This is a genomic window from Subdoligranulum sp. DSM 23681 (assembly GCF_057005535.1).
The window spans coordinates 85,063-98,482 of record NZ_CM168050.1 but is presented as its reverse complement, the minus strand read 5'-3'; the positions used below and the strand labels follow the sequence as shown (position 1 = coordinate 98,482).

9 protein-coding genes and 2 pseudogenes are annotated in these 13,420 nt (G+C 51.1%); 7 read left to right on the top strand and 4 right to left on the bottom strand.

Going from position 1 to position 13,420, the window contains the following annotated elements; all coding sequences use genetic code 11:
• Window positions 1-92: 92 nt before the first annotated feature.
• From rpsG to AC127K_RS00410, 6 genes and pseudogenes are all read left to right on the top strand, one after another.
• On the top strand, window positions 93-563 hold the full coding sequence (gene rpsG / locus AC127K_RS00435) for a 30S ribosomal protein S7 (RefSeq protein ID WP_317402323.1): 471 nt from the start codon (window positions 93-95) through the stop codon (window positions 561-563).
• 61 nt (window positions 564-624) lie between these two features.
• A complete protein-coding gene (fusA, locus tag AC127K_RS00430; protein ID WP_483722156.1) occupies window positions 625-2,721 on the top strand; it encodes an elongation factor G in 2,097 nt (698 codons plus the stop codon).
• Between the two features lie 116 nt (window positions 2,722-2,837).
• The gene (gene tuf, locus AC127K_RS00425; protein WP_483721171.1) at window positions 2,838-4,043 is read left to right on the top strand and encodes an elongation factor Tu; all 1,206 of its coding nucleotides are present in this window, start codon (window positions 2,838-2,840) and stop codon (window positions 4,041-4,043) included.
• Between the two features lie 252 nt (window positions 4,044-4,295).
• Complete coding sequence (gene guaA, locus AC127K_RS00420; protein WP_483721170.1) at window positions 4,296-5,840, top strand: glutamine-hydrolyzing GMP synthase; 1,545 nt, start codon at window positions 4,296-4,298, stop codon at window positions 5,838-5,840.
• Between the two features lie 336 nt (window positions 5,841-6,176).
• Window positions 6,177-6,653: pseudogene (gene tnpA / locus AC127K_RS00415) on the top strand (IS200/IS605 family transposase).
• Window positions 6,654-7,459: 806 nt separating this feature from the next.
• On the top strand, window positions 7,460-8,425 hold the full coding sequence (locus AC127K_RS00410; RefSeq protein ID WP_483721169.1) for a small ribosomal subunit Rsm22 family protein: 966 nt from the start codon (window positions 7,460-7,462) through the stop codon (window positions 8,423-8,425).
• Between the two features lie 191 nt (window positions 8,426-8,616).
• On the opposite strand, the gene AC127K_RS00405 is transcribed toward AC127K_RS00410, so the two are convergent.
• The 3 genes and pseudogenes from AC127K_RS00405 to AC127K_RS00395 all read right to left on the bottom strand — a co-directional run bounded on the left by AC127K_RS00405 (window position 8,617) and on the right by AC127K_RS00395 (window position 11,019).
• Window positions 8,617-9,015 (bottom strand): MFS transporter, encoded by a 399-nt coding sequence (locus tag AC127K_RS00405; RefSeq protein ID WP_483722155.1) that lies wholly within the window; start codon window positions 9,013-9,015, stop codon window positions 8,617-8,619.
• 78 nt (window positions 9,016-9,093) lie between these two features.
• A pseudogene (locus AC127K_RS00400) lies at window positions 9,094-9,905 on the bottom strand (MFS transporter); the annotation flags it as partial.
• Window positions 9,829-11,019 carry an IS256 family transposase gene (locus tag AC127K_RS00395; RefSeq protein ID WP_483721168.1) on the bottom strand — a complete coding sequence of 397 codons (1,191 nt, stop codon included), beginning with the start codon at window positions 11,017-11,019 and terminating at the stop codon, window positions 9,829-9,831. The pseudogene AC127K_RS00400 and the gene AC127K_RS00395, both read right to left, overlap by 77 nt.
• 286 nt (window positions 11,020-11,305) lie before the next feature.
• Here AC127K_RS00395 and AC127K_RS00390 point away from each other — a divergent pair, with 286 nt between their 5' ends.
• The gene (locus AC127K_RS00390) at window positions 11,306-11,740 is read left to right on the top strand and encodes a MarR family winged helix-turn-helix transcriptional regulator (protein WP_483721167.1); all 435 of its coding nucleotides are present in this window, start codon (window positions 11,306-11,308) and stop codon (window positions 11,738-11,740) included.
• A gap of 66 nt (window positions 11,741-11,806) precedes the next feature.
• On the opposite strand, the gene AC127K_RS00385 is transcribed toward AC127K_RS00390, so the two are convergent.
• Window positions 11,807-13,216, bottom strand: a complete 1,410-nt coding sequence (locus AC127K_RS00385; protein ID WP_483721166.1) for a uracil-xanthine permease family protein — start codon at window positions 13,214-13,216, stop codon at window positions 11,807-11,809.
• Window positions 13,217-13,420 lie beyond the last annotated feature (204 nt).

The following is a 13,420-nucleotide window of genomic DNA, read 5'->3' as shown; positions in this document are numbered from 1 at the left end:
CATAAAATGGTCAGCTGACCTTTTGTGGCATGACGGGAGTTTCTAAACTTTCGAGTACCGATGATATCATTTATGTGAAGGAGGGAAGAAAGATGCCCAGAAGAGGTAATGTCGCTAAACGCGAAGTTCTGGCTGATCCTATCTACAATTCCAAGATCGTCACCCGCCTGGTCAACTCGATCATGCTGGATGGCAAGAAGGGCGTTGCTCAGAAGATCGTTTACGATGCTTTCGACATCGTGAAGGAAAAGACCGGCAATGATCCTCTCGAAATGTTCGAGAAGGCCATGGAGAACATCATGCCCAGCCTCGAAGTCAAGGCTCGCCGTGTCGGCGGTTCCACCTACCAGGTCCCCCTGGAGGTCAGCCCTGCCCGCCGCGAGACCCTCGGCCTGCGCTGGCTGACTCTGTACAGCCGCAACCGTGGTGAAAAGACCATGTCCCAGCGTCTGGCAGCCGAGATCATCGACGCCACCAACAATGTCGGCGGCGCGGTCAAGAAGCGCGAGGATACCCACAAGATGGCCGAGGCCAACAAGGCTTTCGCGCACTACCGTTATTGATTCTTTTTGCAAGACCTAGGAGGTTAAAGCCATGGCAACGCCGAGAGATGTTTCTCTGCAAATGACCAGAAATATCGGTATCATGGCCCACATCGACGCAGGCAAGACCACCACCACCGAGCGTATCCTGTACTACACCGGCATCAATCACAAGATTGGTGAGGTGCACGACGGCGCTGCCACGATGGACTGGATGGAGCAGGAGCAGGAGCGTGGTATCACCATCACCTCCGCCGCTACCACCTGCTACTGGAGCCATACCGAGACCCAGAAAGATCCCGTAGCTTTCAAAAAGAACCGCCACCGCATCAACATCATCGACACCCCGGGCCACGTCGACTTCACCGTCGAAGTGCAGCGCTCTCTGCGCGTCCTGGACGGTTCCGTTACTGTTCTGGCTGCGAAGGGCGGCGTTGAGCCTCAGTCTGAGACCGTTTGGCGTCAGGCTGACGAGTACAAGGTCCCCCGCATGGTTTACGTCAACAAGATGGATACCATGGGTGCCGACTTCTTCCGCTGCGTGCAGATGCTGCATGATCGCCTGCATGCCAACGGTGTGCCCATCCAGCTGCCTATCGGTCAGGAAGACACCTTCAAGGGTATTATCGACCTGATCGATATGAAGGCTGACGTCTACTACGACGACATGGGCAACGATGTCCGCGTGGAAGACATTCCCGAGGACATGAAGGAGCAGGCTCAGGAATATCACGACAAGCTGATTGAAGCTGTTGCTGAGACCGATGAAGACCTGATGATGAAGTACCTGGAAGGCGAAGAGCTGACCAAGGAAGAAATCAAGGCTGCTCTGCGCAAGGCTACCATCTCCAACGAGATCGTTCCCGTTGTCTGCGGTTCTTCTTACCGCAACAAGGGTGTTCAGAAGCTGCTCGACGCCATTGTCGACTATATGCCGGCTCCTACCGACGTCGAGAACATCAAGGGCACCAACCCCGAAACCGGCGAAGAAGAGCACCGCGAATCCAGCGATGACGCTCCGTTCTCCGCTCTGGCGTTCAAGATCATGACCGACCCGTACGTCGGCAAGCTGTGCTTCTTCCGCGTCTACTCCGGTACCGTGGAAGCCGGCACCACCGTGTACAACTCTGTCAAGGATCAGGACGAGCGTATCGGCCGTATCCTGCAGATGCATGCCAATAACCGTAAGGATATTGACATCTGCTACGCCGGTGATATCGCTGCTGCCGTCGGCCTGAAGAACACCACCACCGGTGACACCCTGTGCGACGAAAAGCACCCGATCATTCTGGAAAGCATGAACTTCCCCGAGCCGGTTATCCGCGTGGCCATCGAGCCCAAGACCAAGGCCGGTTCCGAGAAGATGGGTATTGCTCTGTCCAAGCTGGCTGAGGAAGACCCGACTTTCCGTACCTGGACCGACGAAGAAACTGGCCAGACCATCATCGCCGGCATGGGCGAACTCCATCTGGAGATCATCGTCGACCGTCTGCTGCGTGAGTTCAAGGTCGAAGCCAACGTTGGTGCTCCTCAGGTTGCGTACCGTGAAACTATTCGCAAGTCCGCCAACCAGGAGACCAAGTACGCCCGCCAGTCCGGCGGTAAGGGCCAGTATGGTCACGTCAAGATCAAGCTGGAGCCCAACCCCGGCAAGGGTTACGAGTTCGTCAACGGCATTGTTGGCGGCGCGATCCCGAAGGAATTCATTCCCGCTGTTGACAGCGGTATCCAGGGCGCTATGAAGGCTGGCGTTCTGGCCGGTTACCCGGTTGTTGACTGCAAGGTCACTCTGTGGGACGGCTCCTACCACGAAGTCGACTCCTCTGAAATGGCCTTCTCCATCGCCGGCTCTATGGCTTTCAAGGAAGCCATGAAGAAGTGCGATCCGGTCATCATGGAACCCATCATGAAGGTTGCGGTTATCGTGCCTGATGAATACATGGGCGACGTTATCGGCGACCTGAACTCTCGCCGCGGCCAGATCCAGGGCATGGAGGCTATGGCCGGCACCCAGCGTATCAACGCAATGGTTCCTCTGTCCGAAATGTTCGGTTACGCCACCGACCTGCGTTCCAAGACCCAGGGCCGTGGTCAGTATTCCATGGAGCCTGCCGATTACCAGCAGGTCCCGAAGAACATCGCGGACAAGATCATGACCGAGCGTGCGAAGAACAACTAATATCTGCGCACAAACCGGAAAAAATCATGCAAAATTGCTTGATTTTTCTCAAACAATTTAGTATGATAGCCTTATAACAGGCATCTATTTGTCTTAAACAAAGGAGGATACTTCCAATGGCTGAAAAGGAAAAATTTGACCGCTCTTTGGAGCACGTCAACATTGGCACCATCGGTCACGTCGACCACGGCAAGACCACTCTGACCGCTGCCATCACCAAGGTTCTGGCTCTGAAGGGCGATGCGGACTTCATGGACTACTCCAGCATCGACAAGGCTCCCGAGGAGAAGGCTCGTGGCATCACGATCAACACTGCTCACGTTGAGTACCACACCGAGAAGCGTCACTACGCTCACGTTGACTGCCCGGGCCACGCCGACTATATCAAGAACATGATCACCGGTGCTGCTCAGATGGACGGCGCTATCCTGGTTGTCGCCGCTACCGACGGCCCGATGCCCCAGACCCGTGAGCACATCCTGCTGGCTCGTCAGGTTGGCGTGCCCAAGATCGTTGTGTTCATGAACAAGTGCGACATGGTCGATGACGAAGAGCTGCTCGACCTGGTCGAGATGGAAATCCGTGAGCTGCTGAGCAGCCAGGACTTCGACGGCGACAATGCCCCGATTATCCGTGGTTCCGCTCTGAAGGCTCTGGAGAGCACTTCCACCGATCCCAACGCTCCCGAGTACAAGTGCATTTGGGAACTGATGGACGCTGTCGACAGCTACATCCCCACTCCGGACCGTGCTGCTGACAAGCCCTTCCTGATGCCCGTTGAGGACGTCATGACCATTTCTGGCCGTGGCACCGTTGCTACCGGTCGTGTTGAGCGTGGTACCGCTCATGTCGGCGACCAGATGGAAATCGTTGGCCTGAAGGAAGAGAAGCTGACCACCACCATCACCGGTCTGGAAATGTTCCGCAAGAGCCTGGAGTACGCTCAGGCTGGCGACAACATCGGCGCTCTGCTGCGTGGCATTGACCGCGACCAGATCGAGCGTGGCCAGGTTATCGCTGTTCCCGGCTCCGTTCATCCCCACACCGTGTTCGATGGCCATGTCTACGTCCTGAAGAAGGAAGAAGGCGGCCGTCACACCCCGTTCTTCAACAACTATCGTCCTCAGTTCTACTTCCGCACCACCGACGTTACCGGCATCATCACCCTGCCCGAGGGCACCGAGATGTGCATGCCCGGCGACAACGTCGATATGCATGTTGAGCTGATCACCCCCGTTGCCATGGAAGAAGGCATGCGTTTCGCTATCCGCGAAGGCGGCCACACCGTTGGTTCCGGCGTTGTTTCCAAGATCGAGAAGTAATTTCTCCTTCCTGTGAACGGGTTTGCTGTTGCCCTTGCGGCACAGTCTGATACGCTTACAAAGCAGAGGCAGATGTCAAAGTCTGCCTCTGCTTTTTTGTTTTTATGTTGGCAAGAAAACTTTCCGACTTTTTTATTTCATAAAAAGTGATTCGGATGAGTGGAAAACGGATGCTATATCTTGTGAAAGTTTGCACAGTATGCTATAATCACAAAATAGGATTTTATCGTTAACAGGGGAAAGGAGCAGTATATGCAGCAGGAAACCGTCATTGTACTGGATTTCGGCGGGCAGTATAATCAGCTGATTGCGCGCCGCGTCCGCGAATGCAATGTCTATTGCGAAATTTATTCCTACCGTACCGACCTGGCCGCTATCAAGGCAAAGAATCCCAAGGGAATCATCTTTACTGGTGGCCCGAACAGTGCTTATCTTTCGGATTCTCCCACCATTGATCCGGAAATCTATACCTGGGGTGTGCCTATCCTGGGTATCTGCTACGGCAGCCAGCTGATGATGCACAACCTGGGCGGCACGGTTTGCAAGGCACCGGAACGGGAATATGGCAAGACGGTTGTTGACTTGGATACCACCAGCCCGCTGTTTGCCGGACTGCCGGATCAGAATGTGTGTTGGATGAGTCATAACGACTACATCAAGGAGGCGGCTCCCGGCTTCTCGATTGTGGCGCATACGCCCAACTGTCCGGTGGCGGCAGCGCAGGATACCGCTCGCGGTCTGTACTGCGTTCAGTTCCACCCGGAAGTTCTGCATACCGAAAACGGTACTCAGATCCTGCATAACTTTGTTTACAAGGTTTGCGGCTGTGCCGGGACCTGGAAAATGGATTCTTTTGTGGAACATGCCGTACAGCAGCTCCGTGAAGAGATTGGCGATGGCAAGGTTCTGTGCGCTTTGTCCGGCGGTGTGGATTCCAGCGTCTGTGCGGCTATGCTGGCCAAGGCGGTTGGCAAGCAGCTGACCTGCGTTTTCGTGGATCACGGTCTGCTGCGCAAGAACGAACGGGAAGAAGTTTGTCAGGTCTTTGGTGAAGGCGGTGCGTTCGACATCAACTTTATCTGTGTGGATGCCCGTCAGCGTTTCTATGACAAGCTGGCAGGTAAGACTGAGCCGGAGGCCAAACGCAAGATCATCGGCAAAGAGTTCATTCGCGTGTTTGAGGATGAAGCCAAAAAGATCGGCGCTGTGGATTTCCTGGCACAGGGAACCATCTACCCGGACGTGGTCGAAAGCGGCCTTGGGGGCGAATCTGCCGTCATCAAGAGCCATCATAACGTGGGCGGTCTGCCGGATACCGTGGATTTCAAAGAACTGGTAGAGCCCCTGCGGAACCTGTTCAAGGATGAAGTGCGGCAGGCCGGCCGTGAGTTGGGTTTGCCTGAGTATCTGGTTTCCCGTCAGCCCTTCCCGGGCCCCGGCCTTGCCATCCGCATTATCGGGGAGGTTACACCGGAGAAGATTGCCATTGTTCAGGATGCCGACGCTATCTGGCGTGAGGAAGTGGACAAGCTGCCTATGGAGCAGCGTCCCAGCCAGTACTTTGCTGCCTTGACCAATATGCAGAGCGTGGGCGTTATGGGGGATGAGCGTACTTATGACTACGCTATTGCACTGCGCGCGGTGACCACCACCGACTTTATGACGGCAGAAGTCACTCTGCTGCCCACCGAAACTCTGACCACCGCGGCCAACCGCATTGTCAATGAAGTCAAGCATGTGAACCGTGTTATGTTTGACTACACCACCAAGCCGCCGGCCACCATTGAGTTCGAATAAGTAAAAAGTGGATATGAGAGCCCGCAAACCCGCATAAACACTGGGTTTTCGGATTTCAGATTTCCCCTTTGATAGCAGATTGATAGCACCCGTCAAATTCAGAGTTATTCTGGTGATTTGGGTGGCTTGCGAATACGCAGGATTTTTATTCTAAGAGAAAATGTCTAACTGATTTTTGCTGATCAGTTAGACATTTTTCGTTTTGTTAGCTTAAGCGTAAGGACAACCCCCGGCTATGCCGGGGAGTGTAAAGAAATTATATAGTGAAAAAGACCTTCTGGTAGAATAAAGTTGCGGTCGGCCAACTGCAACAATAAAACCAGGAGGTCTTTTAACATGAAAGAGAAGGACATCGAAACATTACAACACACAACATGGAGATGCCAATATCATATAGTATTTGCACCGAAATACCGTCGGATGGTGATATACGGCCAAATTAAACAAGATATCGGACAAATTCTGCGAAAGCTGTGCGAACAAAAGGGTGTGGAAATCATAGAAGCACAAGCATGCCCAGACCACATTCATATGTTGTTGAATATCCCTCCAAAATACAGTGTAGCACAAATCACGGGATATCTCAAAGGAAAAAGCAGCTTGATGATTTTCGACAGGCACGCAAATCTCAAATACAAATATGGAGATCGGCATTTCTAGGCCAGGGGATATTACGTTGATACTGTGGGAAGAAACAAAAAGCAAATACAAGAGTACATCAAGCACCAACTGGAGGAAGATAAGATAGCGGATCAAATGAGTTTGAAAGAGTTTGTGGACCCGTTTACGGGTAGCAAGAATTCCAAGGCATAAAAATAAGCCCCTTAAGGGGCCGCCATGAGTCAGCAATGCAGTTGGCCGACCCATTCGTGGCCCCTTGAGGGGCGTTGTCCGTATTATGCCCTTCTAGGGCTTACACAAGCCCCCGGCTTAGCCGGGGGGCCTGACTGCTTTTTGAATTTTGTGGTTTTAGGTAACAACCGGGTCTTGTAGTGACCTGCAAGTGAGCAAAATGGGAAAGACACTAAAACTAAAGATTTATAGGGACCTTAAAGAAGTGTTATTGCAGCAAGATGGGGCTTGAGGAGACATAAATGCGAGCACATGAAGACCTGTCAGGTGGGCTGCCGTTATAACAAATGGAACAGTGGTCACATACAAACCCAGAAGCGGAGCATCAAAGCCTGGGAATAGATCAAAAACAACTCAACGGGACCGACCTGACCTGGAAAGGAGCCGGACCGTGGTGACTTGGAGAGCAAAGCTCCAAACTGACTGGGATAAAGAATATCGGTGGCTCAAATCTATGAGCAGAATCTGAAGGGGATACATCCTGGGTGAAGTGATGCCTGCTACTTGCTAAAATGAAATTGCATTTTAGAAAAAAGATGATAAACTAAATTTGGCATATTTCAAGAAGAGCAATAAATGTGCAGAGAATGCTGTGCCCATTGCCTAAATTGGAATGATCCTATTTGATATCGGGAATTATCAAGGAAGCATTACAATGAACAGAGGTTATAACACTATTTGCGCTGCCGGATATTCTTTGCCACTCTGGTGTGTTTCTTGTTTATGTCTGTTCAGAACATAATAACGCAAATTGGGGTTTGGATAAAATGGATTTACCTAATGATTTGAAATATTCGATTGAACAGTTGGCCGTTGGCGTTCCACACGGCAAATTACTTGAGACATCTGCGGATATCTCGAGCAAATACAAGAATGAAAGCGGACAAGGAAAGAGGCTTGTAAAAGAGAAGGCCGAAACTATCGTGTACGCAATTGTACGAATGCCAGCCACTTATGGTGCGGTCTCTTCCGCAATAAACTACCTGTTAGAAATGGTGGACTCTGCGAACATCAAGACCGTGCTCGATGTTGGATCCGGTACGGGAACGGCAGTATGGGCCGCGTATGAATGCATCCCAGGTATTGAGACGGTTACTTGCCTTGAGAGAGAGCCGGAGATGATTGAAGTCGCCAAAACTTTAATGCAAAGCATGCCACTTAAGGACGAGGTCACTTGGCTGCAAGGGGATATGAGCACGTTTGATTTCAGCGGTCAGTATGATTTGGTGATTGCCTCGTATTCTTTAAATGAGCTGGCGGAAGCCGACCGTATGAAACTAATTGAGAAATTATGGTCGTGTACCAATCAGTATCTGCTGATAGTTGAGCCGGGGACACCTACCGCATTTGAGCATATGAAAATTATTCGGGAATGCTTGATAAGGCAAGGAGCCAGTGTGGTGGCCCCTTGTCCCCATAACGCGGAATGCCCATTGCCCGCTGGAGACTGGTGCCATTTTACGAGTCGCGTATCGCGCACCAAATTACATAAACTTCTCAAAGGCGGCGAAGCACCTTTTGAAGATGAAAAATACTCTTACCTGGTTTTTTCGAGGGCGCAGAGCGGAAAGAAAAAATCACGTATCTTAAGGCATCCGGTAATTGAATCTGGCAGAATTACACTACAACTATGCACGCAATCATCTTCTATTGAGACGCGGGCCATTACAAAAAAAGACAAAGCACTTTTTAAGACTGCGCGAAAATCAAAGTGTGGAGATACTTTTTTATAAGTTTTTGGTAATTCAAACTTCCGGTGATGAGCAATCTTGCAGCAGAGCTCAATAAACTGCACCGGACAGAAGTCAGAAAAGGGAGCTATTAGGAAACAACGAAGAACACGTGGTAATATAGATACAAATAAGCCGGGAAATCTGCGAAACTGGTCACAGATCTCCCGGCTGTTTTAGTGGTGCAAAAAATATCACACACGAATATCAGATTTTTTCAGGCGGCGATAATAGCCATCCACATAGAACAGATACACGGCAGCTCCGACAATATAAGCAATGGCTGTCAAGGCAAAACCGACAGGCAAACCCAAGGTCTCCTGCAGAAAGCCCATCAACAGAGAGCCAATACCGATTCCGATGTCATAGGAAAGCATGTATGTGGCATTGGCCACACCACGTTTGGGGGCGTCGGTGGTGCCGGTCACAAACGATTGAAACAGCGGCTGCAGGATTCCATATCCAAGGCCAAACAGAAAGCCGGAAACCAGCAGATGAATGCCGGTGGTCATAAACAGGTAGCTCAGCATGGTCAGGATCAAAACAATCAGACTCAGGCAAACCAGAATCTTGTGGCGGCCGGCATCGATCATTTTCTGAGTGGACAATTTGGAAACCAACATACCCAGCACCAGAAAGATGTAAAAATAGGGAAGATAGGCGGAAAGTCCCTTTTCCTGAGCAAAGATGGAAGAATAGGCAATGACAGCTCCGTAAGGAATCATCAGAAACATCATGTTGAACATGAAAGGCAGTGCGGGCGTGTAAATGGAATCGCGGATAGAAAACTTTTTGCGGGCGACTTTCGGATACCGAATACGGCAGCAGGAAACACAGATGAGTGCGGCCACCGAGATGCCGAAGATGGTCAGAAAAGAGGCCTTGCTGCTCATGTGGCTCTGTACCTGCAATCCCACATAGGGGCCAACAGCCATGCCGATGGATACAGTGAAGGCAAAGCGGCTGATACCTTCGGTGATTTTCTGAACGGGCAGAACATCTCCAGCCAATGTCATGGTAGCCGAACCACAGACCGAGTATACAGCGCCCATATACAGCCGAATGATGATCAGAACCCCGAAGATCGGAAGGCGATGAAAGCCGGGAAAGAAAGGCAAAACAAAGCAAGGAACAGCAGATAAACCCGATAACGGTTGAAGTTGTCCAGCAGATACCCGGCTACAGGGCGGAACAAAATGGTGGCTACAGACATAGCGGTGAGAACAATCCCGATTTTGGACCCGGTGATACCGATCTCCTGACAGTAGATGGGAATTATGGGGATCGATGCGTAGAAAGCGGCTAAAACAAGCAGATTGGTGATAAACAGAAGGATAAATCTTCTGTTCCAGATTTTTGGCTGCGTCAAGTATTGTTCGCAAAAAGGGTTCCTGTAAAACAAGAAGTTAAGCCGCCGGTTGCAGTATGGCTTGAACAGACTGTTCGCTGAGGTACGCTCTGGAGACGGACCAGTCTTCCGCATATTCCATGAGGTAAGTAGTAACCAGTCTGGTGTAAGCATCTGCACTGGGAAATATTCCTACCACACTGGTACGGCGACGGATCTCCCGATTCAGCCGTTCCAACACGTTGGTAGAAGAAATCTTTCTTGCATCCAACTGTGGAAAAGTATAGAACGACAAAGAGTCCTCCAAACCGTCTTCCAGGCAGCAAATGGCTTTGGAAAAACGGTGCTCGTACCGCCTGCAGATTTCTTCAGCCAGTTTGCGAGCTTGTTCTCTGGTGGGAGCCAGCCAGATAGTCTTGAGATTCTGAGCAAAGGCATCGTTGTCCTTGTGAGGAATATGCGCCAGAATATTACGCATGAAATGAACCTTGCACCGTTGCCAGCTTGCTCCTGGGAAGCCTTTACGGATAGCCGCAACAAGTCCGGCGTGTGCATCTGAAACAACCAGTCGAGGCGTACAAAGTCCTCGTTCCTGCAATCCTCGAAAAAGCTGAAGATACACTTCTTCCGACTCTTCCAACATGGGCTCTATCGCCAGAATGTCTCGCTGGCCATGCTCATCCACACCACAGACCACCAGTATCGCCATACTTACAATTCTGCCGTTTATACGAACTTTTTCGTACAGAGCATCCACCCACAAAATGGGATAACTGCTTTGGGAAAGAGAGCGGCTGCGGAAAGCATTTACCTGCTCGTTCAAGCCTTTTGTCATCTCACTGACCTGACTGCGGGACAGGCTTTCAATTCCCAGGCTCTTGGCCAGTTTTTCCATCTTACGAGTGGATACGCCCTGCACAAATGCCTCCTGCACCACTTGGATCAGTGCCGCTTCACTGCGTTTGCGCTCCGTAACAAAGAACGGTATGCAACCGCCCTGACGTACCTTCGGCACCATGAGATACATGGTGCCCATTCGGGTATCTAGTCTGCGAGGCCGGTAGCCACAGCGATACCCGCTGCGGCTTTCGGCGCGTTCGCTTTTCTCCGCTCCCAGCTGCTGGCTTACTTCGGCCTCCATGAGCTGGGCACACAGCCATTCCAGCATACTCAGCATGGGATCCGGTTGTGCTACAACACATTGCAGTAGCAATTCGGTCAGATTTGTGGTATGATTCTTTTGAGCCATTAGGGTTTTCTCCTTTGTATCGTGATTGTCTGGACAACTTTCATTTTACAGGAGCCCTAATGGCTTGTCTATTTTTTATTTGCTTTTGCGAACTCGATTATACGCTATCAGATTTTTTCATTTTTCTCCATGCATACATACTCCTTTCTTTTATAAAAGTCATTAACAAAAAATAAGGTGGCAATTGCCACCTTTTTAGTGTGACACGGAACCCGTGGCGCGTCAATATATGGTTGCAATTGCCACTAAAATAAAGTATAATACGAAACAATGGGGGTGATCGGAAATGTCCTTTGCAGCGGACAGCCCGTTCAAATCAATTTCTATCTTATATCGAAAATCGCATATATGGCTCAACGAGGGCTGTATTCCCTGTGACCTTACGGCAGCGCAGGCGATTGTGATCATGATTGTATGCGACTTCAGCACGTTGACCCAGGATGAAATCACCAAACGGCTTTCCCTGGATAAAAGTGTTATTGCCAAGACCGTGACAAAACTGGAGGAGAGAGGCTTCCTTCAGCGTACCACCAATCCAAAAGATAAAAGGACCTATGATATACATCCAACAGAAAAGGCTTGGCAGGTTTACCCGCATATACGAGAGCAAGTGGAAGCCTGTTTCTGTCGAATGACGCAAACCATGTCGGAAGGAGACCGTCAAAACTTCCGTCGGCTTTTGGATACAGCGGCACGAGCTGCTTTAAATCAGGAAGAGTGAATCTATATAAAAGAGCCCGTGATACCACATAAGGCATCACGGGCTTTTTTATGTAACGACCTACCGTCAGGCTTTTTCCTCAGTCTTTTCCTTAGGCAGCAGCACATTCATGATGATGGCCACAAAAGCGGCGGGAACAATACCGGAACCGCCAAAAATCAGCTGTACAGCCTGTGGAAGGCCGGCCAGCACGGCGCTGTTGGCGCCAAGGCCGTATCCAAGGCCCAGCGCTACCGAAACAATGGACATGCTGCGAGCAGTCAGGGGCTCGCGGGTGATGAGCTGGATGCCGCTCATGACAATGGAAGAGAACATGATAACGGCAGCACCACCCAGCACGCTTTGCGGCATGATGGAAACGATCGCTGCCAGCTTGGGCAGCAGACCACAGAGTACCAGGAAAACAGCGCCGCAGGCCAGAGCAGTACGGTTTACAATCTTGGTCATGGTGACCAGACCGACATTCTGGCTGAAAGAGGTGTTGGGCAGCACCCCAAACAGGGCGGCAAAGGTGGAGCCCAGACCATCACACATGACACCGCCGGCCAGTTCCTGGTCGGTCGCTTCACGGTCCATACCACCTTCAGTCACGCCGGAAATGTCGCCGACAGTCTCCACGGCAGTTACAATGAACATGATCATTACAGGAATAATAGCGCGCAGATCAAAGACCGGTTTTACCGGCATCAGCTGCGGGATGGAAAACCAATCTGCCTGGGCAACTTTGTCCCAGTTCAATACCCAGGCTTTGGTATACGCAACGCTGTCGGCGGTCACCCCGGTGGTGGAAAGGAAGAACGGCAGAATGGCGCAGATCACGTACCCGCAGATGATTCCGATAAGGATGCAGGAAGAACTGGCCATACCTTTGGCTCCATGCTTGAGAGCCAGCACAATGATCATCACGGCCAGGGCAACCAGCAGATTCTCCACCGAGCCATAGTCAGCAGCGGAGGTGCCGCCGCCAAAGGAACCAACACCCACGCTGATCAGGGACAGACCGATGGAAAGAACCACTGTACCGGTAACCACGGCGGGGAAAAAACGGCGAAGCGGCTTCAGGAAAGCTCCCAAGACCGTCTCAAAAAGACCGCCCAGAATGGAAGCTCCCATAATGGCTGCATAGGCGACAATACCGCCGCCCATAACCTTGACAACGCTCTGGAAAACACCGATAAAGCCGGAACTGGTACCCATAATAATAGGAACTTTGCCGCCGACAGGTCCGATGGCAAAAAGCTGGACCAAGGTTACAAGGCCGGCTACCAGCATGGCGTTCTGCAGCAGGGATACCTGGATGGCCGCAAATTCTTCTGCGCCACCGCCGGCTGCGCACAGGCTGGTGATAATCAAAATGGGGGTCAGGTTTCCTACGAACATGGCCAGCACATGCTGAAGTCCCAGGGGAATGGCCTGCCGCAGCGGCAGCTTCCCCTCAAATTCGTAGGGAGTCGCGTACTGTTGTGTCTTTTCCATCTTATTCCTCCCGTTTGGTATACAATATGGCAAACAGAATTATTATAACAGAGATTGGCGCGTTCTCCCACAGCTTTTGACCAAAAGGTAAGCAAGAAGGCTATTTTCTCTTTTTTATGCAATAAAGGAACGGCGTCAAGCATTTTTCTTGTTCTGCCTGCCGGTAAAACGGATTCGGAAAGCAGAGAATCCGGCAAAAAAGGA